Source organism: Streptomyces sp. NPDC093149 (genome assembly GCF_044754145.1).
In the GTDB taxonomy this organism is placed as follows: Bacteria; Actinomycetota; Actinomycetes; order Streptomycetales; family Streptomycetaceae; genus Streptomyces.
Map to the genome: position 1 here is coordinate 586368 of NZ_JBIVON010000002.1, position 21105 is coordinate 607472.

17 protein-coding genes and 2 tRNA genes are annotated in these 21105 nt (G+C 70.8%); 17 read left to right on the forward strand and 2 right to left on the reverse strand.

The window, feature by feature from the left end; genetic code table 11:
- Window positions 1-390: 390 nt before the first annotated feature.
- The gene (locus tag ACIQCZ_RS09120; RefSeq protein WP_402280897.1) at window positions 391-1518 is read left to right on the forward strand and encodes a hypothetical protein; all 1128 of its coding nucleotides are present in this window, start codon (window positions 391-393) and stop codon (window positions 1516-1518) included.
- Here the strand turns inward: ACIQCZ_RS09120 and ACIQCZ_RS09125 are convergent.
- The gene (locus ACIQCZ_RS09125; RefSeq protein ID WP_402280898.1) at window positions 1445-2575 is read right to left on the reverse strand and encodes a M48 family metallopeptidase; all 1131 of its coding nucleotides are present in this window, start codon (window positions 2573-2575) and stop codon (window positions 1445-1447) included. The two genes, ACIQCZ_RS09120 and ACIQCZ_RS09125, sit on opposite strands and share 74 nt — an antisense overlap.
- A 112-nt stretch (window positions 2576-2687) precedes the next feature.
- On the opposite strand from ACIQCZ_RS09125, the gene ACIQCZ_RS09130 reads away from it, so the two are divergent.
- The 15 genes from ACIQCZ_RS09130 (at window position 2688) to ACIQCZ_RS09200 (ending at window position 19109) form a co-directional block, all read left to right on the forward strand.
- Window positions 2688-2840: a hypothetical protein gene (locus tag ACIQCZ_RS09130; protein WP_402280900.1), complete on the forward strand. Its 153-nt coding sequence runs from the start codon at window positions 2688-2690 to the stop codon at window positions 2838-2840.
- Between the two features lie 84 nt (window positions 2841-2924).
- On the forward strand, window positions 2925-3086 hold the full coding sequence (locus tag ACIQCZ_RS09135) for a hypothetical protein (RefSeq protein ID WP_402280902.1): 162 nt from the start codon (window positions 2925-2927) through the stop codon (window positions 3084-3086).
- A 38-nt stretch (window positions 3087-3124) separates the two neighbouring features.
- Window positions 3125-3742 (forward strand): nicotinate-nucleotide adenylyltransferase, encoded by a 618-nt coding sequence (gene nadD / locus ACIQCZ_RS09140; RefSeq protein WP_351079047.1) that lies wholly within the window; start codon window positions 3125-3127, stop codon window positions 3740-3742.
- Between the two features lie 19 nt (window positions 3743-3761).
- The gene (locus tag ACIQCZ_RS09145) at window positions 3762-5489 is read left to right on the forward strand and encodes an LCP family protein (RefSeq protein WP_402280903.1); all 1728 of its coding nucleotides are present in this window, start codon (window positions 3762-3764) and stop codon (window positions 5487-5489) included.
- A gap of 114 nt (window positions 5490-5603) precedes the next feature.
- The gene (gene rsfS / locus ACIQCZ_RS09150) at window positions 5604-6035 is read left to right on the forward strand and encodes a ribosome silencing factor (RefSeq protein WP_376210714.1); all 432 of its coding nucleotides are present in this window, start codon (window positions 5604-5606) and stop codon (window positions 6033-6035) included.
- Window positions 6032-6685, forward strand: coding sequence for a histidine phosphatase family protein (locus tag ACIQCZ_RS09155; protein ID WP_402281267.1), 654 nt, complete (start codon window positions 6032-6034; stop codon window positions 6683-6685). Before rsfS ends, ACIQCZ_RS09155 begins: the two co-directional genes overlap by 4 nt.
- A 271-nt stretch (window positions 6686-6956) precedes the next feature.
- A tRNA-Ala gene (locus ACIQCZ_RS09160) sits at window positions 6957-7029 on the forward strand.
- Between the two features lie 764 nt (window positions 7030-7793).
- The gene (locus tag ACIQCZ_RS09165) at window positions 7794-8027 is read left to right on the forward strand and encodes a hypothetical protein (protein ID WP_259927460.1); all 234 of its coding nucleotides are present in this window, start codon (window positions 7794-7796) and stop codon (window positions 8025-8027) included.
- Window positions 8028-8161: 134 nt separating this feature from the next.
- Window positions 8162-8234, forward strand: a tRNA-Ala gene (locus tag ACIQCZ_RS09170).
- Between the two features lie 496 nt (window positions 8235-8730).
- A complete protein-coding gene (leuS, locus tag ACIQCZ_RS09175; protein WP_402280906.1) occupies window positions 8731-11604 on the forward strand; it encodes a leucine--tRNA ligase in 2874 nt (957 codons plus the stop codon).
- Between the two features lie 199 nt (window positions 11605-11803).
- Window positions 11804-12559, forward strand: a complete 756-nt coding sequence (locus tag ACIQCZ_RS09180; protein WP_402280907.1) for a hypothetical protein — start codon at window positions 11804-11806, stop codon at window positions 12557-12559.
- 232 nt (window positions 12560-12791) lie between these two features.
- A complete protein-coding gene (locus ACIQCZ_RS09185; protein WP_402280909.1) occupies window positions 12792-13637 on the forward strand; it encodes a DegV family protein in 846 nt (281 codons plus the stop codon).
- A 703-nt stretch (window positions 13638-14340) separates the two neighbouring features.
- On the forward strand, window positions 14341-15033 hold the full coding sequence (locus ACIQCZ_RS09190) for a helix-hairpin-helix domain-containing protein (RefSeq protein WP_402280911.1): 693 nt from the start codon (window positions 14341-14343) through the stop codon (window positions 15031-15033).
- Entirely contained in the window at window positions 15030-17630 is a 2601-nt protein-coding gene (locus tag ACIQCZ_RS09195; protein ID WP_402280912.1) for a ComEC/Rec2 family competence protein, read from the forward strand. Before ACIQCZ_RS09190 ends, ACIQCZ_RS09195 begins: the two co-directional genes overlap by 4 nt.
- A gap of 594 nt (window positions 17631-18224) precedes the next feature.
- A complete protein-coding gene (locus ACIQCZ_RS09200) occupies window positions 18225-19109 on the forward strand; it encodes a YceI family protein (RefSeq protein WP_402280913.1) in 885 nt (294 codons plus the stop codon).
- A gap of 210 nt (window positions 19110-19319) precedes the next feature.
- On the opposite strand, the gene ACIQCZ_RS09205 is transcribed toward ACIQCZ_RS09200, so the two are convergent.
- Window positions 19320-19565: a hypothetical protein gene (locus ACIQCZ_RS09205; protein ID WP_351079066.1), complete on the reverse strand. Its 246-nt coding sequence runs from the start codon at window positions 19563-19565 to the stop codon at window positions 19320-19322.
- Between the two features lie 291 nt (window positions 19566-19856).
- On the opposite strand from ACIQCZ_RS09205, the gene holA reads away from it, so the two are divergent.
- Window positions 19857-20843: a DNA polymerase III subunit delta gene (holA, locus tag ACIQCZ_RS09210; RefSeq protein WP_402280915.1), complete on the forward strand. Its 987-nt coding sequence runs from the start codon at window positions 19857-19859 to the stop codon at window positions 20841-20843.
- Window positions 20844-21105 lie beyond the last annotated feature (262 nt).

The following is a 21105-nucleotide window of genomic DNA, read 5'->3' on the forward strand; positions in this document are numbered from 1 at the left end:
AGGTTCTGTCCGAGGCCGCGTCCCCCGCGGCGGCGATCCGGCGCACGCCGCGTCTCCCGTGCGCCCGTCGCGCACGCGCTCCCGGCATCCCGCGACGGCCCCCGGGGCCCACGACCGTTCGGGGACTGCCCGGAGACCGTCCGCGGGGCGGTTCCCCGGGCTCCGGGGCAACTCTCGGACGGTTCTCTTGCCGCCCGGCGTTTACCCAGGTCCCAATCGACCTACCCTGAAGGTGTGACCCCTCTCTCCGAGGGGGCTTCTCACTCGTCCGTATGCGTAGTCGTACGACGTCATGCGAGTTCATGGCGGGCGGGCCCTGTCCGAAGCCGTTCGGCCGAAGCAGAGCGAAGCGTTTCGGCCCCGGCCGGTGACGTGGAGTCGGGAGAAGTCATGGCAGACCGCGGAGAACCACCAGAAGGTCCGCCCGAGAACGCGCCGGGCGGCGGTGAGGACGAGTACAGGTCGCTCGTCTTCGACGAGTCGTTCGTGCGTGCTGCCCGCCTGAAGGAGCTCTCCGCCGAGGAGCGCATGGAGGACCATGCCCCCGCCGTGCGCAGTCTTCCGCCCCGGAGCCTGCGAGCGGGCTCCAGGGCCGTCATCGCCCTGGTGCTCCTCATCGCTCTGGCCTTCGGAACGGCCGTGTACATGGGCTTCCGAAACCCCTACACCGCACCCGTCGGCCGAAGGGCCGAGCCTCTGAGGTCGACCGTCGTGCCCTTGGCCCCCCGGGACGCCGTACCCGGTGGAACCGCCGCCGGCCTCCTCGCGCGGAGCCCCGCCGCACAGTTCGCAATGGGTGCCGCAGGCATCAATCTGCCGGCGATCCGGGGGACGGACCACTTCTCGGACAGTGAGGTGGCGGCGGCCCTGACCACGGTCAAGGACTACCTGGTGGCGTCCTCGCTCGACCCCGACGTCCTCACGGGACACGCCGTGCGACCGGTGGAGCTGCTGCTCGACCCGGACCAGACGGCCCAGTTCAACCGCAGCATGAGCCGACCCGACGACGACGGACAGCACGCCGCGACCGGCTGGCTGGTCCGGTTCGACCCGGCGAAAGTGGCGCTGGCCGGTCCGGACATACGGGTCCGGGGCACCCTGAGCTACACCGAGACGGGGTCGGACACCCTGGAGGTGGTGTCCGATCACACCTTCACCTACACGCTCCGCCCGGCCACCTCGGGGCCCCAACGCGCGGGCGGTGCCTCGCTCTTCACCGTACGGCGCGAGCTGCACTTCCGCTTCGACCGGGAGGACCTGCGGCTGCACCGGCTGGAGCTGCGCACCAGCTACGTACAGGCCGGACCGCAGGCGTGCCCGACGGACACCACCGGTGCGCTGCGGCCACTGCTCGCCGGGCAGCGGCCCCTTGCCCACGGCCCCGCGGGCACCGACCCGTATGCGACGGGCCGGCCCACGGCAGCGGTCTGCGGGACGCTGGCGGTCAGCTCTCCGCAGACCCCGGCTCGGGCCGATCAGGGTTCCGGGGCTCCTCCGGCCGCGCCGAGCCGCCCGTAGCGCCGCCCTTGCCGGTGGCACCGCCGCCCTGACCGGTGAATCTGTCGCGGAGCTTGCCGCCGAGGTCCCCGGCGCCGCCCGCTATGTCGCCGACCAGCTTCATCAGCGGATCCTTGCTGGTCCGCACAGAGTCCGCGTAGTGGGCCGCGGACTGGCGGAAGGAGTCCGTCACCGAGGTGTCCTTGTCCTCGTCGCGCCGCGGGTAGTGACCGTCCATGATCCGCTGGTGATCGCGGCTCTCGGACCACTTCTTCAGCTCGGCGGCGCGCACCGTGGTGAAGGGGTGCGAGCGGGGCAGCAGATTGAGGATCTTGAGCACGGAGTCGCGCAGATCGCCGCCCTTCTCGTACTCGTCGGCCTGGGCGAGGAAGGCGTCCACATTCATCTCGTGCAGATGATTGCCGCCCGCGATCTTCATCAGACCGCGCATCGACGCCTGCAGGTCCTGGCCGACGAGCAGCCCCGCCCGGTCGGCCGACAGCTCCGACTTGCGGAACCACTCGCGCAGCGCCGTCACGATCGCCATGATTGCGACATTGCCGAGCGGGATCCAGGCGACCTTCAGCGCGATACTGGTGAGGAACAGCAGGATCGTGCGGTACACGGCGTGGCCGGAGAGGGCGTGCCCCACCTCGTGGCCGATGACGGCCCGCATCTCCTCCTCGTCGAGCAGCTCCACCAGCCCCGTCGTCACCACGATGATCGGCTCGTCGAGACCGATGCACATGGCATTGGGCTGCGGGTCCTGGTTGACATACATCGGCGGGACCTTCTCCAGGTCCAGGATGTAACAGGCGTCTCGCAACATGTCGTTGAGATGGACGAACTGCGCGTCGCTCACACGGACGGAGTCGGAGAGGAAGAGCAGTCGCAGGCTGCGCTCCGGCAGCAGACCACTCAATGTCTTGAACACGGTGTCGAAACCGCTCAGCTTGCGCAGGGCCACCAGGGCCGAGCGGTCCGCCGGGTGTTCGTAGGCCCGGGACGAGATTCCGGCGAATCGCCTGCGCTGGCGGCTCGGCACGCCCTCGTGGCTCTCGTGGCTGCGTTCGGTCATGAATTGGGCCCCCTGTTCGTACGAGACGTCGCTCGCCCCCCTGACAAATCCCAGCGTAGGTGCTGGGGCTACGGTGTGCGGGGGGCTGTGGATAACTGAGGAGACGCCCGACATGCCGCACACCGTTGCTCTGCTCGCCGCCGCATCCGAGGACCAGGGGCCCGGCAACACGCTCCGTATCGTGCTGCTCGCCTCGCTCGTCGGAGCCGGCCTGCTCGCCTGGTTCCTGCTCCGCGGATACCGCAACGACGACCCCAACGACTGAGTCGGCGTGAGCGTGCCCGGGGCGCCCGCATACGATGTGCGCGACATCTCCCTTCCGACTCCCGATCGATAGGTCCTGCCGAAGATGAGCCTCACGAGCACCGCGCACCAGCTGGTCACTCTCGCCGCCGAGGGCGAGCACGGTGGCAACCACGAAAGCCTCAGCCCGTACATGACCGGGGGTGGTGCGTTCGTCGTGCTGCTGCTCCTGCTGTGGATCACCACCCGCTTCAACCGCGACCGCTGAGGCAAAGGCGTACAGCTGTGCCAGTAGGCTCTGCACGCATGGGAGAGCAGGAAATGCCTACCGGCCGGGGAAAGCGCCGAATCGGCGTGATGGGCGGGACGTTCGACCCGATTCATCATGGACACTTGGTGGCGGCCAGCGAAGTGGCCGCCCAGTTCCACCTCGACGAGGTGATCTTCGTTCCGACCGGGCAGCCGTGGCAGAAGAGCCACAAGCACGTCTCCCCGGCCGAGGACCGCTATCTGATGACGGTCATCGCGACGGCGTCCAACCCGCAGTTCTCGGTCAGCCGGAGCGACGTCGACCGCAGCGGGCCGACGTACACGATCGATACGCTGCGGGACCTGCGCGCGATCCACGGCGACGCGGACCTCTTCTTCATCACCGGCGCCGACGCGCTCTCCCAGATCCTCACCTGGCGGGACGCCGACGAACTGTTCTCGCTCGCCCACTTCATCGGTGTGACCCGACCGGGGCATGTGCTCGCGGACCCCGGGCTGCCGGAGGGCGGGGTCTCGCTCGTGGAGGTTCCCGCGCTCGCGATCTCGTCCACGGACTGCCGTGAGAGGGTCGCGCAGGGGGATCCGGTCTGGTACTTGGTGCCGGACGGCGTGGTCCGCTACATCGACAAGCGCCAGCTGTACCGCGGCGACTGAGCCACGCAGAGGGGCACCGGTGAACGACCGACAGAACCCGTACGACCCGTACTACCAGCAGCCGCAGATCATCGGCTACGACGAGTACGGGCAGCCGGTGTACCAGCAGCCCGGACAGCAGGCGTACGACCCGTATGCGCCTGCGCAGCCGCAGCAGCAGTCACATCAGGCCGATCAGGGGTACGGATACGACCCGTACGCGCAGCCTCAGCAGCCGCACCCCGGGCAGCCGCAGCAGCAGTACGACCCGTACGGCTCCCAGCAGCCCCAGCAACCGCAACAGCCCCAGCAGACGTATGGCGATTACGACGGCTACGGCTACGACACCGGCGGGCAGCCCGCCGCGGTCGACACCACCCAGCAGTGGAACGTCCCGCAGCAGGCCGCCGCGCAGCAGACCACGCCCGCACCGGCACCGGTCACGCCGGAGCCCCAGCCGGAGCCCGACGCTGAGACCGAGCCGGAACCGGCCGTTCCAGGACAGCGCCGTGCCGACTACCGCACCGAACAGTTCTCCTTCATCGAAGAGCCCGACGAGGACTCCGAAGACGTCATCGACTGGCTGAAGTTCACCGAGAGCCGCAGTGAGCGGCGCGAGGAGGCACGGCGTCGCGGCCGCAACCGCATGGTCGCACTGATAGTCGTGGTGGCCCTGGTGGTGGTCGGCGGTGTCGGCTACCTCTGGTCCGCCGGAAAGCTGCCGGGCCTCTCCGGCTCGGAGAAGGACAACACGGCCTCGACGGGCCCGCAGAAGCGGGACGTCATCGTGGTCCATCTGCACGACACCAAGAAGGGCGGCACCTCCACGGCGCTGCTCGTCGACAATGTGACGACCAAACAGGGAACCACCGTCCTGCTCCCCAACTCGCTCGCGGTCTCCGACGACGAAGGCGTCACGACCACGCTCGGCAAGTCCGTCGAGGACGACGGCGCCACCGGCACCCGCGGCTCCATCGACACCCTGCTCGGCACCAGGATCAGCGGTACGTGGCGGCTCGACACCCCCTATCTGGAGACCCTCGTCGATCTGGTCGGCAACATCGAGATCGACACCGACACCGAGGTGCCCGACACGAAGAAGGGTGCCTCGCCCCTGGTGAAGAAGGGCGAGGCGCAGACGCTGAGCGGTCGGATGGCCGTCGCGTACGCCACTTACCGGCCGCCCGGTGAGGCCGAGACGAAGCAGCTCATGCGGTTCGGAGAGGTTCTGCGGGGCGTCCTGCGGAAGATCTCGGACGACCCGAAGGCCGCCACGGTCACCGTGCAGACGCTGGCGCAGATCCTCGACCCGTCCCTCCCCGAGAAGGACCTCGGTGCCTCGCTGGCGAAGCTCGCGCAGCGCGCCAAGATCGGCGACTACAAGACGGCACTCCTGCCGGTGCAGGCCGACGGCACGCTCACCGACGCGGCCACCGAGAGCGTCGTCAAGGACGTCCTCGGCGGCACGGTGAAGGCCCCGGACGCCGACGCGGCGGTGCGGGTCGCAGTCAAGAACGCCACCGGTGACAAGGACGGCATGGAGTCCGCCCGGATCAAGCTGGTCAACGGCGGCTACACCTTCGTCGGCGGCGGAACGGCCGAGACCCTGGCACTGTCCGAGGTCGTCTACAAGACCGCGGCGGACAAGGACAAGGCGACACAGGCCGCGAAGACCCTGGGCCTGCCGACGAGCGCGGTGAAGCAGGGCAAGCCCGCCGCGAACGCCGATGTCTCCGTCGTGATCGGCCAGGACTACGTCATCAAATGACCGGGTCCGCACTGCCCGGATGACGTCGATTCGATCGTCGAACGTTCGCTGCGTGGGCTGTCGGCGGTCCGTGAGACCCTAGGGGTTGATCTGACCGCCGACGAAAGCCTGCTTGTGACCGCCACGGACCGCTCCATCGAGCTCATCAACGCCGCCGCCCAGGCGGCCGCCGACCGGCTCGCGCACGACATCATCGCGTACGACGTCAGCGACGTGCTGTCGATCACGGACGCCTTCCTGCTGGCCTCGGCCCCCAGTGACCGCCAGGTCAAGTCGATCGTCGACGAGATCGAGGAACGGCTCCAGAAGGAGCTGGGCGCCAAGCCGGTACGCCGTGAGGGCGACCGCGACGCGCGCTGGATCCTCCTCGACTACGTCGACATCGTCATCCACGTCCAGCACAGCGAGGAGCGGGTCTTCTACGCGCTGGAGCGCCTCTGGAAGGACTGCCCCGAGATCGCGCTCCCCGAGGACGCCGTCAAGACCCGCGGCAAGGCCGAGGAGCACGCCAGGCTCACCGGCAGCACGGAAGGTGAGCAGAGCTGAACGGCACCGGAAGCGGCAGGGGCCGCAGGATCGTTCTCTGGCGGCACGGCCAGACGGCATGGAATCTGGAGCGCCGGTTCCAGGGCTCCACGGACATCGCGCTCACCGAGACCGGTGTCGGACAGGCTCAGCGGGCCGCCCGGCTGCTCGCCTCGCTGAAGCCGGACGCGATCGTCGCCTCCGATCTTCAGCGGGCGACGGCCACGGCCGCCGAGCTCGCCGCGATCACCGGCCTCGAAGTCGCGCACGACGCGGGACTGCGCGAAACCTACGCGGGCGCCTGGCAGGGCCTCACGCACGAGGAGATCGTCGGGCAGTACGGCGAGCAGTACGCCGCGTGGAAGCGCGGCGAGCCCGTGCGCCGCGGCGGCGGTGAGCTGGAGACCGAGGTCGCCGACCGGGCCGCCCCGGTCGTGCTCGGACACGCCGACAAACTGCCCGACAGCGGCACGCTCGTCGTGGTCAGCCACGGCGGCACCATCCGCACCACCATCGGTCGGCTGCTGGGCCTGGAGTCGCACCACTGGGAAGGACTCGGCGGGCTCTCCAACTGCTGTTGGTCGGTGCTGGGCGAGGGGGCACGCGGCTGGCGCCTGTTGGAGCACAATGCCGGCACTCTGCCCCAGCCGGTGCTCGGCGACGACACCTGACCAAGAGCTGTCCCGTGATCCCTGGGCCCTTGGCTCTTGGCTCTTGGCTCTTGGCCAGGGTCTTTCGTTCGGATCACGCCGGGCTCGGAGTGCCGACGGAGTGTGGGCGGCGGCGTGGCGGGGAGAGCCGGGGCCTGTCATTTCGGTGTTCGGGGGCGGTGCTCGGAGGCCACCTCCGGGCGGCGTAGGCCGGATTTCACTTTCTGGCTGGTCACAGGCTAAAGTTCTTCTTGTTCGCAGCGCGGAAACGCAGAGAAAAACAGCGAGCAGCGGGGCTATAGCTCAGTTGGTAGAGCGCCTGCATGGCATGCAGGAGGTCAGGAGTTCAATTCTCCTTAGCTCCACAATCAAGATCCCGTCCCCGTCAGGGGGCGGGATTTTCGTTTCCCCTGACTCTCTCCGGTCGCATCTCCCGGTGCCACCGCGCCGTCATCTGCTGTCGGCTCCCCTCGTAGGCCGGGGCACGGACCACGATCCGGCGCTCCGGCAGCCCGTTGACGGTCAGTGGCATCGAAGTCGTCGGGCAGCCCGTCGGCGGCCGGTGGCACCGTGGCGATCCCCTCCGGCGGCCGCCGCTGGGCGATTCGTCGAGGCCGGCCGCACCAGGTCCCGCCCCCATGGGCGTGTTGGCGAGTGCGCGTTCTGAAGAGGCTGCCGACGTGGGCGGTGTCCGGGTGACCGTCACTCGGAGAGGCGGGCTGATCGGTGCCGCGGTGTTCGGCTCGCTCCCTCTCAACCGCCTTGATACGCCCGGGAGACAGAGGCCGGGCATGCGCGGTGGGGATGGGCTCCCGCGCTGTCGGGGCCGCGACGACAGGCGCGTGCGCGGGTCTCGTGCGGCGCCTGTGACCAGCCGGACATCCGGTGGGCTGACCCCCTTGCGGGGTCATGGCAGAATCGGACCGCCGGAGGGGGCGACGGACCGAACGGGAGGGAGCGCGCGATGCCTGCGAGCCGCCACGAGGTCCCGGACCTGCTCCTTGTCCCCCGATGTCGCGCCCGTACCGGCCGTCCTGCCGTTGGCCCGTCCCGTGCGGCCCGCGTGCCCGGCGGGAACGGCGGAGCCCTCTGCGTGTGCACTGCCCGCGGCCGAAGCCGGAGCTGACTCATGGGTGCACACAGGCGGAAATGCGACTGGTGCGGCAGCGGTACGCCCATCGTCAGGGACATGGATCCGATCAATCCGGACTACCAGTACTGGTGCGAGGAGTGCGCGCGGGCGCTGGTCATAAAAGGCGACCCGATCGAGACCTACCGCGAGCTGGAGGGGGAGCCGATCTACGGACGGCTGCTGGAGGAGCACTGCACCCTCAAGCGCTTCTACTCCTTCGCCACTGCCTGAGACCCTGCCTCAACGCATGGTCGCGGTGTTGTGAATCGGTCAAATCGGGCCAGGTGGGAATCGATTTGGTGGAGTGGCGGGGTCACCGGTAATGTTCTCGATGTCGCCAGGGGAAACCGGGCGGCACACGGCAAGGGGCTATAGCTCAGTTGGTAGAGCGCCTGCATGGCATGCAGGAGGTCAGGAGTTCAATTCTCCTTAGCTCCACAGTGAAGAAACAAGAAGCGGGTCATCCTTCGAGGGTGACCCGCTTCTTGTGTATGCGCGTCAATTGCGCCCGCTGCCGCGAGCCTTCGGTTCGGCGTGCACCGCGCGTCCGGGGCCGTGAACGCGCCGCCCTTGCCCGGAAGGCCTTGCGCGGCGTCCCGGTCGCGGTGACCGGCAGCGGCGGGCCCGTCCGGCGGACCGAATCCGATCAGCTCCGCCGTCCGTCCCGCGCTCGGCGGGCCGAGGTTGCGCGTGCGCCGATCCGGTCGCGGCGCGGCCGTGCCCGGACCGGCTCCGGGTCCGTGCGGTACCCTGGCGCCATGCGTGCCGTACGCCTTCTGCTTAGCGAGCCGCGCTGATCAGTCCCGACCGGTGAGAATGCCTGGTCGGAATCGGCGCGGCGTCCCCTCCTGTGCGAGGGGATTTTTCGTTTCCGTAGACGCGTGTCCGTAGACGTGGGCGCCGGCAGATGACGATCGATGGAGCTTTGAGGATCATGAGCGAGACGAATTCCGCAGCCGAGACGGCTGCGCCGCACCGCTACACGGCGGCGATGGCCGCCGACATCGAGGCACGCTGGCAGGACTTCTGGGACGCCGAGGGCACGTACGAGGCGCCGAATCCGACCGGTGACCTGGCCGACGATCCGGAACTGGCCGCCAAGCCGAAGAAGTTCATCATGGACATGTTCCCGTACCCCTCGGGTGCGGGCCTGCACGTCGGTCACCCCCTGGGCTACATCGCCACCGATGTCTTCGCCCGTCACCAGCGGATGACCGGGCACAACGTGCTGCACACCCTGGGCTTCGACGCGTTCGGCCTGCCCGCGGAGCAGTACGCCGTGCAGACCGGCACGCACCCGCGGGTCTCCACCGAGGCCAACATCGAGAACATGACCGCTCAGCTGCGCCGGCTGGGCCTGGGGCACGACAAGCGCCGCTCGTTCGCCACGATCGAGTCGGAGTACTACAAGTGGACCCAGTGGATCTTTCTGCAGATCTTCAACTCCTGGTACGACACCGAGGCCGACCGGGCCCGTCCGATCGACGAGCTGGTCGCGCAGTTCGAGAGCGGTTCGCGTGCCACCCCGGACGGCCGTGACTGGAGCGCGCTGAGCGCCGTCGAGCGCGCGGACGTCCTGGGCGGGTACCGCCTGGCGTACGCCTCCGACGCGCCCGTCAACTGGTCACCGGGCCTGGGCACCGTCCTGGCCAATGAGGAGGTGACGGCCGACGGACGCTCCGAGCGCGGCAACTTCCCCGTCTTCAAGGCCAAGCTGCGCCAGTGGAACATGCGCATCACCGCCTACGCCGACCGGCTGCTGAACGACCTGGACGCGCTGGACTGGCCCGAGGCCATCAAGCTGCAGCAGCGCAACTGGATCGGGCGTTCCGAGGGGGCGCGCGTCGACTTCCCGGTCGACGGCGCGGGCGACATCACCGTCTTCACCACCCGCCAGGACACCCTGTTCGGTGCCACCTACATGGTGCTGGCGCCCGAGCACGAGCTGGTCGAGCGGATCATCCCGGCCGCCTGGCCCGAGGGCACCCACCCGGTGTGGACCGGCGGACACGCGTCCCCGGCCGAGGCAGTCACCGCGTACCGCAAGCTGGCCGCCGCCAAGTCCGACGTGGAGCGGCAGGCCGAGGCCAAGGACAAGACCGGTGTCTTCACCGGCGCGTACGCGACCAACCCGGTCAGCGGCGAGAAGGTGCCCGTATTCATCGCGGACTACGTCCTGATGGGCTACGGCACCGGCGCGATCATGGCCGTACCGGCACACGACGTGCGGGACTTCGCCTTCGCGCGCGCCTTCGAGCTGCCGATGCGCTGTGTCGTCGAGCCGTCGGACGACCGTGGCACGGACCCCTCGACCTGGGACGACGCCTTCGCCTCGTACGAAGCGAAGCTGGTCAACTCCGCCAATGACGAGATCTCGCTGGACGGTCTGGGCGTCGTCGACGCCAAGGCGAGGATCACCGAGTGGCTGAAGACGCACGGTGTCGGCGAGGGCACCGTCAACTTCCGGCTGCGCGACTGGCTGTTCAGCCGCCAGCGCTACTGGGGAGAGCCCTTCCCGATCGTCTACGACGAGGACGGCATCGCGCACCCGCTGCCCGAGTCGATGCTGCCCCTGGAACTGCCGGAGGTCGACGACTACTCGCCGCGCACCTTCGATCCCGAGGACGCCGACACCCAGCCCGAGACCCCGCTGTCCCGGAACGCCGACTGGGTCAACGTCACCCTGGACCTGGGCGACGGCAACGGCCCCAGGAAGTACCGCCGCGAGACCAACACCATGCCCAACTGGGCCGGCTCCTGCTGGTACGAGCTGCGCTACCTGGACCCGAACAACGACCGCAAGCTGGTCGACCCGGAGATCGAGCAGTACTGGATGGGCCCGCGGGAGGGGCAGCCGACCGGCGGCGTCGACCTGTACGTCGGCGGCGCCGAGCACGCCGTGCTGCATCTGCTGTACGCCCGTTTCTGGTCCAAGGTGCTGCACGACCTGGGGCACATCTCGTCCGCCGAACCGTTCCACAAGCTGTACAACCAGGGCATGATCCAGGCGTTCGTCTACCGGGACAGCCGCGGCATCGCGGTCCCGGCGGCGGACGTCGAGGAGCGCGACGGAAAGTTCTACTACCGGGACGAGAAGGTCAGCCGCGTCCTGGGCAAGATGGGCAAGTCCCTGAAGAACGCCGTCACGCCGGACGAGATCTGCGCCGAGTACGGGGCGGACACGCTGCGCCTGTACGAGATGGCGATGGGCCCTCTGGACGTGTCGCGGCCGTGGGACACGCGCGCCGTCGTCGGCCAGTACCGACTGCTGCAGCGGCTGTGGCGCAATGTCGTCGACGAGGAGACCGGCGAGGTCACCGTCGTCGACACGGAGCCGGGCGAGGAGACGCTGCGTGCGCTGCACAAGGCGATCGACGGCGTCGGCCAGGACATGGCCGGGATGCGCTTCAACACGGCGATCGCCAAGGTCACCGAACTGAACAACCACCTGACCAAGGCGGGCGGCCCGCTGTCCCGGAGCGTCGCCGAGTCGCTGGTGCTGCTGGTGGCGCCGCTGGCGCCGCACATCGCCGAGGAACTGTGGCGGCGCCTGGGCCACACCGAGTCGGTCGTGCACCAGGACTTCCCGGTCGCCGACCCGGCATACGTCGTGGACGAGACCGTGACCTGTGTCGTACAGGTCAAGGGCAAGGTGAAGGCACGCCTGGAGATCTCCCCGTCGATCACCGACGAGGAGCTGGAAGCACTGGCCCTGGCCGACCCGGCCGTGGTCACGGCGCTGGACGGCGCGGGCATCCGCAAGGTGATCGTGCGCGCGCCGAAGCTGGTCAACATCGTTCCGGCATGACGGCGCCGACGGTCGCCGCGCGAGGGTGTGCATCGTTCTCGCGTGACGTCCGTCGCGTAGCCGCATGATGGCGTACGGCGATGTGGGGGCGTTCCCCTACGGGCAGGTTGGGGGTTCCGAAGGAACCCGCGGCCTGCCCTTTCCGTTTACCGTGGAGGGGCCGGCACCCGGCAGCCGAAACGACATCCGAGGGGCGCTCATGGAAGCCGTGATCCTGATTCTGGGGTTGCTCTTTTTCGCGTTCGTGGCCCTGGGCGTCTATGCGGGCGTCAAGGCCATCGGCGCCGCGAAGCGGGGCGTGGATCGCACGATCACCCAGGCACGCCGCACCGTCGAGGACACCACGCTGCGGGCGAAGAGCTACGGTCAGCCGGGCGTGGCCGGTGAGCTGGCCCAGCTGCGGCTCTCGCTGCGCACGTCCATGCGGGCCACACAGGAGGCGCTGCGGACGGGCGTCGTGGAGGATGCGTCGCTCTCGGAGTCGCTGGGCCTCTTCCAGCGGCTGAGTGCGCACGGTCGGGAGCTGGACGACGACCTGAAGAGACTGGAGCGCGAACCCGACCGTGCGACGGTCGCCTCGCTGCTGCCGGGTCTGAAGCAGCGTACGGAGCGGATCACGCACTCGGCGGATTCGCTGCGCTGGGCCGCGCGCGACCGGGCGCGGCAGTTCATCGAGGACGATCTGGACGCGCTGAACGCGCAGATCGACGTGGAGGCGGGGGCGCTGCGGCACTGGACGGTGGAGCCGGACGAGCCTGTCCGCGGACAGGGACAGCCGCAGGGCGAGCGGCATGAGCCGGGGACCGGGCAGGCGCAGGGACAAGCGCGGGGGAGCCGACGGGAGCAGGGGGCCGGGCCGGCCGACGACGCGGCACAGGCGATCACGGCTCCGGACCCGCGAGGACGGGCCGCGTACCCGTGGCAGAAGACGGCCCGGCCCGAAACGACGAACTGAGCCCGGCCCGAAACGACGAACTGAGCCCGGCTCGAAACGGCGAACCGAGCCCGGCCCGGAACGGCGAACCGAGCCCGGCCTGAAACGGCGGGCCGAGCCTGGCTCGAAATGACGAACCGACTGAGACGTTCGTCGACCGGCGGCGACAGGATGCGGTTCGAAGAGATCGGGAGCGATCATTCGGTCGGGGTCGGACTGCCGAGCCGCGGACTCGCCAGGTAACCTCCCGCTCATGTCCCGCCATGTCGCGATCGTCACCGATTCCACGGCCTACCTGCCGCCCGAGGCGATGGAGCGGCACGGCATCACCGCGGTGCCGCTGACCGTCGTCCTCGGTGATCAGGCTCTGGAGGACGGCACCGAGATCTCGGCCCGCTCCCTCGCCCTGGCACTCCAGAAGCGTCGCCCCGTGACGACCTCCCGGCCCAGCCCGGAAGTCTTCGCCGCCGCGTACCGGGCGTCCGCCGAGGCAGGAGCCGAGGGCATCGTCTCGCTCCACCTCTCGGCCGAGATCTCGGGTACGTACGATGCCGCCCTGCTCGCGGCGAAGGACGCGCCGGTCCCGGTACGGGTCGTCGACACAGGGATGGTCGCCATGGCCCTCGGATTCTGCGCCCTGGCGGCCGCGGAGACGGCGGAGGCGGGCGGAAGCCTGGACGAGGCCGTCGCGGCGGCGGAGAAGCGGGCCGCGGGCACCTCCGCGTACTTCTACGTCGACACGCTGGACTATCTGCGCCGCGGCGGCCGTATCGGGGCCGCGCAGGCACTGCTGGGTTCGGCGCTCGCCGTGAAGCCGCTGCTCCAGTTGGACGGAGGCCGCATCGAACTGCTGGAAAAGGTACGGACGGCCTCGAAGGCGATCGCGCGCCTGGAGGAGATCGTCACGGAGCGGGCGGGAGGTGACCAGGTGGACATCGCCGTACATCACCTGGCGGCACCCGAGCGTGCCGAGCGGCTGGCGGAGCGGTTGCGCGAGCGGGTGTCCGGCCTCGTCGAACTGCATGTCAGCGAGGTGGGTGCGGTGATCGGAGCGCACACCGGGCCCGGTCTGCTCGGGGCCGTGGTCTCACCGCGCTGAAGCCGGTCCGACGACCCAGCTCATCGGCATTCACTCGTCGGGGTGGTCGAGTTGTCCACAACTGGTGGGTTGTCCACCGGAATTGGGCCTGTTCGGCAAGTGCGGACGAATGTGCCTACCGTCGTGAGGCATGGCTCCCCGATCACATCGTGCAACCAGAGGAAGCGGCAGCGGTCCCGGCCGCGCCGGTAACGGCCCCGGTCCGGGCCCCGGGCGACGGCGGTCCTCGCGCGGGCGCGCGGAGGACGTAGCGGCGGCTTCGCGCGGTCGGGCGGACGCCCTCATGACAGGGGCGTACGGCGGACGAGTGGCGCGGCCCGCGTCGGGGACGGCAGTGGCTCCGGTTTCGGCGCCCGCTTCCGCTCGGGGCCCTTCTTCCCTCTCCGCCTCCGCTGCGGCGCCTGCGCCCTCTTTCACTTCTGTCCCTGCTGCGGTTCCTGCTGCCGCTTTCGCCCCGGCTCGGCCCCCGGGCCTTATTCCGACGGCGAGTTCCGCTGTCGGCAGGGCCATGACCATGGCCGCGGTGACAGCCACGGCTTCCGCGTCGCCCTCGACGGCTGCCCCGTCGGCGACCTCGACAGCCACCCTGACGCCGTCGCCGTCGCCGTCGCCGTCGCCGTCGCCGTCGTCGTCGCCGACCCCGATCCCGACCTCGGTGTCCGGCTCCGCGGCACCGGGGCGGTGGGAGCGGACGATTCCCGCGTTGCGGGAGCGGATTCCGATGTGGCTGCAGCTCAGATGCGGCGTGCAGCCGCGGACCCTCGCCGCGCTGGCCGTTGTCCTGGTCGCGGCCGCGGTCTTCGCCGCGGTGCATTTCTGGTCCGCGCGCCCTCATTCCGTACGCGTTCCTGATCCGGTCAACGAGGGTGCGTCCGGCAGGACTTCGAAACCGGTGGCGGCGGGCGACGCACTGCCCGAACCGACACCCGGGCTGCCACCCGCGACAGGGCCGGACGGGCACGTCGTCGTCGATGTGAGCGGAAAGGTCCGAAAGCCGGGGGTTCTTCGACTGCCGTCCGGCTCAAGGGTCGCCGATGCGCTGCGAGCGGCGGGCGGAGCCAGGCCGGGTGCCGATCTCGCAGGCCTCAACCGGGCTCGCGTGCTCATGGACGGAGAGCAGATCGTGGTGGGTGTCCCACCTGGCCCCGTCGGCACCGGCGGTGCGGGAGGAGTCGCCCCGGGCGCCGGCAGCGGGCCCGTGGCCGGACCGGTCAGTCTCAACCAGGCGACCGTCGAGCAACTCGACACCCTGCCCGGTGTCGGCCCGGTTCTCGCCCAGCACATCATCGACTACCGCACACAGCACGGCGGATTCCGGTCCGTCGACGAACTCCGCGAGGTCAACGGGATCGGCGACCGCCGGTTCGCCGACCTCCGGCCGCTGGTGGGGCCGTGAGTCCCCCGGATGTCCATGCGGCGGCATCGGGCCGGCGGTCGGGTGCCTCCGACCCGCGGCACGAGGGCCCGCTCGACCTCCGACTGGTCCCGCCGGCCATGGCGGCCTGGGCCGGAGCGTCGCTCGCGCTGAGCGCGCCGGGGCGGTGGACGACGGCGGGCGTGGTGCTCTGCGTCGGTGCGGCCATGGTGCTCCTGGCGATGCGGGGATTGTCGGCGACCCGTGCGATGCGCAGCCGGTCGGCCGGTACCGGGGGAGCGGCCGCACGGGGCGAAGACGCGGTACGCGATCGGCGGCCGCGCGGCAACGCGACCACAACCGTGACGGCCGCGGCTGCGGCGCTCCTCTGCGCGGCGGCCGGGGCCGCGTCGGCCGGGCTGCACCGTGCCGAGGCACGGCAGGGGCCGGTCCCGGGGCTGGCCCAGCGATTCGCGAGGGTCGAGGCGGAGGTGACGGTGACGTCCGACGCCCGGTGGACCCTGCCCCGGGTGCGCGGCGATCACAGCATGCCCGCCTCGCTCCTCATGGACGCCGAGATCACGGCGTTGACCGGGCCCGACGGGGCGGTCACCCGGTTGAGCACGCCGGTGCTGCTCATCGTCCCGCCCGGCCGATCGACGGCCCAGTGGCAGCAGTTGCTCCCCTCCACGCGCGTGCGCGTCGGCGGCCGGCTGGCACCTTCGCGGCACGACGGGGAACGCAATGCCGCCGTGCTGCGGCCGGAGGGCAAAGGCCCGCCCCGCGTCACCGGGCCGCCTTCCTCGGTCCAGCGCACGGCGGGTGCTCTGCGTGGCGGGCTGCGGCAGGCGACCGAGCGGCTCGATCCCGATGCGCGGGCTCTCCTGCCGGGCCTGGTGGTCGGCGACACCTCACGGGTCACCCCGGAACTGCGCGATGCCTTCCAGGCGACCGACCTCACCCACCTGATGGCGGTCTCCGGTGCCAACCTGGCGATCCTGCTCGTCCTGCTGATCGGACCGCCGGGCACGGCGACGCGCGCCGAACGTCGAGGCCTGGCACCCAGGTTGGGCATCTCGCTGCGGACGACCGCATTGCTCGGCGGCGGACTCACGCTCGCCTTCGTCATCGTCTGCAGACCCGAGCCGAGCGTGCTGCGGGCCGCGGCCTGCGGACTGATCACGCTGCTCGCCATCGGCACGGGACGCCGCAGGTCACTGATCCCCGCGCTGGCCGCCGCGGTCCTCCTGCTGGTCCTGTACGACCCGTGGATGGCGCGCAGTTACGGCTTCGTCCTCTCCGTCCTGGCCACCGGAGCCCTGCTCACCATCGCCCCGAAATGGAGCGACGCACTGCAGCGGCGTCGGGTTCCGCCCCGGCTTGCCGAGGCGCTGGCCGCGGCCGCCGCCGCGCAGGCGGTGTGCGCGCCGGTGGTCGTCCTGCTCGCCTCCCGGGTCAGCCTGGTGGCGATCCCGTGCAATCTGCTGGCCGAGTTCGCGGTGGCGCCCGCCACGGTTCTCGGGTTCGCCGCACTCGCCCTGGCACCGGTGGCCATGCCGGTGGCAGAGCTGCTTGCCCGGATCGCGGGGTGGCCGGCCGGGTGGATCGCCTCGGTGGCCCGCACCGGGGCGGCCCTGCCCGGTGCGGAGATCGACTGGCCCGGCGGCGGGAGGGGCGCGCTGCTGCTCGCCGCGCTGACGGCTCTCGTGGTGCTGTGCGCCCGTCGTGTCGTGCGCCGTCCCTGGGTCTGTTCGGCCGCCGTACTGCTGCTGCTCCTCGCGGTGTTGCGCCCCGTCCCCCTCACCCGGGTGCTGTCCGGATGGCCGCCGCCGGGCTGGGCGTTCGCGATGTGTGACGTGGGGCAGGGCGATTCGCTGGTGCTGGCCGCGGGGGACGGCACGGGCGTGGTCGTCGACACCGGCCCCGATCCCCGGCTCGCCGATCGGTGCCTGCGCGACCTGGGCATCACCGAGGTGCCGCTCCTGGTGCTCACGCACTTCCACGCGGACCATGTGCGGGGTCTGCCCGGCGTGCTGCGGGGCCGGGCGGTGGGAGCGATCCAGACGACGAGCCTGGACGAACCACCGGACCAGGTCGCGTTCGTACGGAGAACCGCTGCCGTGTCGCGCGTCCCTCTGGTGCGGGCCGTTCCCGGTGAGCGCCGCCGGATCGGGCCGCTCGACTGGCGGGTTCTCTGGCCGACGGGCGGTACGGGGGCGGGCGCCATCGGGGCGGGCGGCTCATCGGCGGTCCCGGGGGCCTGGCCCGTGCCGCAGGAGCCGAACGACGCCAGCGTCACCCTGTACGTCCGGACCGGCGGGCTGACCCTGCTGCTGCTGGGCGACCTCGAACCTCCCGCCCAGCAGGGGTTGTTGCGCAGCCGTCCCGCGCTGCCACGGGTGGACGTCCTCAAGGTCGCCCATCACGGCTCCGCCCATCAGGACCCCGCTCTGCTGCGCAGCGCGCACCCGAGACTGGCCCTGGTGAGCGTCGGCAGGGACAACCCGTACGGTCACCCGGCCCCACGCACCGTCGACGCGCTCGGAGCGGGCGGTGCGGTGGTGCTGCGCACGGACACGGACGGCGCGATCGCCGTGACGGGTGCCGGGGCCGGGCTGAGGGCGGTGAGCCGGTCGTGAGCCCCACCCCGGCGACCGCCTGCGCGGTCGCGCGTGAGGCCGTGCAGGCGTGCAGGCGTGCGGTCGCCGCGGCTCGGGCGAGCCGGACCCCGACGGCCATGAGGTCCCGCCCGGCCGGTTCGTTCTCCTCCCGCCACGTCTTGACCGCGTACGGGGTGAAACGGAGGTGGACCCACGTGGTGCGGCCCCGCAGATCCCGGTTCGGCTTTGTCGCGAAGGCGTCGCCCGATCTCGTTCGGATCGCGCCGGGCTCGCGTGCCCCGGCACCACGCCTCGCCGCTTCGCCGTCGGCCGCCATGGCGCCGCCATGACTTCCTCCTCCGCCGTGCGTCGCACCGCACCGGACGCCGCGAGCCACCCGGCGGATCCTTCCGGCCGCAGCACCGGCGGGACGCGACGGACCGGTGACGCACACAGCCGGAACGGCCAATTCGGACCTTCGGTAACACCTCTACTCAAGCTCCTGCGAGCCGCTCTGTTTGCCTCGAACGCCACAAGAGTGATCGAATGCATGCTCGTCGGTGGGCCGCTGCTTTGACGAGGACGTCCAGCCGCCAGGCCCCAAGGTGAATCGCCCCCGGGGGTTGGTGGAAGATGTTCGGTCGTTGGCTGGGAAACAAGGGAGCGGCGGGTGCCGCGCGCGGCAACGCCCTCTCCGGACTTGAGGTGCCGCGCACCGCCGGAGTGCTCAGTTGCCGAGTGCTGGACCCGGTCAACGAGATGGTGCCGCAGGCCGAGTTCGTCATCACGGACGGCGCGGGCCGCAAGGTCGTCGGCGGTGAGACGGACCCGTACGGCAGCGTCCTCGCCACAGTCCCCGCCGGTGAGTACCGACTGGCCGTCACGGCTGAGGGCTTCACTCCGTTCCACGGCGCGGCCACGGTCGTCGAGGGCGGCCACGCGAGCCTCGGCGATGTGACCCTGCAACTGTCCACGCCCCCGCAACTGCCCGATCCGGGCGAGTGGGAGGTCGAGCCGATGCACTCGCAGATCGGCTTCACGGCCCGGCACATCGGCATGGCGCGCATCCACGGCCGGTTCAACACCTTCGCCGGGGCCATCCGGATCGCCGACCGCATGGAGGACTCGGCGATGCACGTGGTCATCGACGCCGCGTCGATCGACACGAACGTCCAGATGCGCGACGACCACCTGCGCTCCAGCGACTTCCTCGATGTGGGCCGCTACCCGACGCTCGAGTTCTACAGCGACCGTTTCGTCCACCGCGGCGGTACCCGCTGGGGCGTGACCGGCGCGCTCACACTGCACGGCGTCAGCCGCACGGTCACGCTGGACACCCAGTACCTCGGTCTGGGCAACGGCCTGGAGGGCGAGACCCGCGCCGCCTGCCGGGCCACCACGGAACTGCACCGCGAGGACTTCACCCTCACCTGGCAGACCATGCTGGCACGCGGCATCGCGGCCGTCGGCTCCAGCATCTCCATCGACATGGACATCCAGATCGTCCCCAAGAGCTGAGCGGAGGTACCCGGCGCCTGCCCAGGACGACGTCCAGGGCGTGTTTCGAAAGGAGCGTCGTCCGCCCGCAGGGCGGGCCAAGCGGCGTCTCGTGCGTGCGATCGCAAGGCGGAGGGTCGCCCCGATACCGGTCGTATCGGGGCGAGCCCGGCAACGCAGCGAGCGTGCGTGCCGGACGCCGCCTGGCAGGCGGGACTTTCGATACGCGCCCTAAGGGGCTTCGAGCCAGCCCTCGTACTCCGCGGCGAACGCGTCCAGTGCCGAGGCGTCCAGCCGCCCCGCCGGGTCCTCCACGACCACCAGCCACTGGGCGTCCTCGGCATCGTCCTCGCCCGCCAGCGCGTCGCGTACGAGTTGAGGCTCCTCGGGCACCCCGAAACGGTCGGCGAGTTCCCCGGCCACCTCCTCGGCGGCCTCGCGGTCGGGCAGCACCAGCACATGTCTCACATCGCTCACCTGCTCATTCTCCCGTACGGCGTACACCGTGCGGTCCGACCGGCACGGCCTCGCCGGGAGGGTGGCGCCGGGCGCCCGACGGCCGTTCATGTGCATGACGCTCTCGGGGCACGGGTACCGGCGACCGCCGAAGGCGGCAGTGCGGTGTCCGGGCGTCGCAGGTCGTCCGGGGCCGGTGCGAGTTCCGTGGCGGCGGGGTTCTCCTCCGGCGTCGTGCGGCGCTTCGTGCCGGGGACGGGTCGGGCAAGGGAGTCCGGTGGCTGTCAGTGCCCCATGGGATGCTGGACTGCGATGGCCACCAGAAAGAATTCCACCGACGACCCGCTCGCCCCCGTCACGCTCGCCGTGGGACAGGAGGACCTGCTCCTCGACCGTGCCGTGCAGCAGGTGGTGGCGGCGGCCCGCGCCTCCGATCCCGACACGGACGTCCGCGACCTCGCCTCCGACCAGCTCCAGCCCGGCACCCTCGCGGAGCTGACGAGTCCGTCGCTCTTCGCCGAGCGCAAAGTGGTGATCGTGCGCAACGCGCAGGACCTCTCCGCCGACACGGTCAAGGACGTCAAGGCGTACCTGGGCGATCCGGTCGAGGAGATCACTCTCGTGCTGCTGCACGCCGGCGGCGCCAAGGGCAAGGGGCTGCTGGACGCGGCGCGCAAGGCCGGGGCGCGGGAGGTCGCGTGTCCGAAGACGACGAAGCCGGCCGAGCGACTCTCGTTCGTACGGTCGGAGTTCCGGGCGCTGGGGCGCTCGGCGACCCCCGAGGCGTGCCAGGCGCTGGTCGACTCCATCGGCAGCGATCTGCGGGAGCTGGCCAGCGCTGTCTCGCAGCTCGTCGCGGATGTCGAGGGCACGATCGACGAGGCGGTCGTGGCCCGCTACTACACGGGCCGTGCGGAGGCTTCGAGCTTCACGGTCGCCGACCGGGCGGTGGAGGGTCGGGCGGCGGAGGCGTTGGAAGCCTTGCGCTGGTCGCTGTCGACCGGGGTGGCGCCCGTACTGATCACCAGTGCGCTGGCACAGGGCGTACGCGCGATCGGCAAGCTGTCGTCGGCGCGCGGGGGCCGGCCCGCCGACCTCGCGCGTGAGCTGGGCATGCCTCCGTGGAAGATCGACCGGGTGCGCCAGCAGATGCGCGGCTGGACGCCGGACGGCGTGGCGGTGGCGCTACGGGCGGTCGCCGATGCGGACGCGGGCGTCAAGGGGGGCGGCGACGACCCCGAGTACGCGTTGGAGAAGGCCGTGGTCGCGGTGGCGCGGGCGGCCCGGTCGGGGCGGTAGGTCGTGTCGTCGAACCGCCGTCGTCCGCCGAAGACCGGGCGCGGGCCTGGCTGACGCGGTCGTCCCGACCGGCGCGGGCCGGCGTCGCTCGGTGCCGTACGGACGGACGCGGTGGTTCACCCCGCCCACTGATCGATGGCGGGCCGGACCGGGACCCCGTACGCCGAAGGCCCCGGTCTCGCTCTGGGGGAGAGCGGAGATCGGGGCCTTCGGTTCACGCTTGGTGCGCCGCACCCGCGTGGCGAACGCAGGTTCGGTGTGC

What these genes read in the sequence shown, in the direction of transcription:
- ACIQCZ_RS09120 (WP_402280897.1), top strand. Translation starts at nt 391, where the DNA reads ATGGCAGACCGCGGAGAACCACCAGAAGGTCCGCCCGAGAACGCGCCG.
- ACIQCZ_RS09125 (WP_402280898.1), bottom strand. Translation starts at nt 2,575, where the DNA reads ATGACCGAACGCAGCCACGAGAGCCACGAGGGCGTGCCGAGCCGCCAG.
- ACIQCZ_RS09130 (WP_402280900.1), top strand. Translation starts at nt 2,688, where the DNA reads ATGCCGCACACCGTTGCTCTGCTCGCCGCCGCATCCGAGGACCAGGGG.
- ACIQCZ_RS09135 (WP_402280902.1), top strand. Translation starts at nt 2,925, where the DNA reads ATGAGCCTCACGAGCACCGCGCACCAGCTGGTCACTCTCGCCGCCGAG.
- nadD (WP_351079047.1), top strand. Translation starts at nt 3,125, where the DNA reads ATGGGAGAGCAGGAAATGCCTACCGGCCGGGGAAAGCGCCGAATCGGC.
- ACIQCZ_RS09165 (WP_259927460.1), top strand. Translation starts at nt 7,794, where the DNA reads ATGGGTGCACACAGGCGGAAATGCGACTGGTGCGGCAGCGGTACGCCC.
- leuS (WP_402280906.1), top strand. Translation starts at nt 8,731, where the DNA reads ATGAGCGAGACGAATTCCGCAGCCGAGACGGCTGCGCCGCACCGCTAC.
- ACIQCZ_RS09180 (WP_402280907.1), top strand. Translation starts at nt 11,804, where the DNA reads ATGGAAGCCGTGATCCTGATTCTGGGGTTGCTCTTTTTCGCGTTCGTG.
- ACIQCZ_RS09185 (WP_402280909.1), top strand. Translation starts at nt 12,792, where the DNA reads ATGTCCCGCCATGTCGCGATCGTCACCGATTCCACGGCCTACCTGCCG.
- ACIQCZ_RS09200 (WP_402280913.1), top strand. Translation starts at nt 18,225, where the DNA reads ATGTTCGGTCGTTGGCTGGGAAACAAGGGAGCGGCGGGTGCCGCGCGC.
- holA (WP_402280915.1), top strand. Translation starts at nt 19,857, where the DNA reads ATGGCCACCAGAAAGAATTCCACCGACGACCCGCTCGCCCCCGTCACG.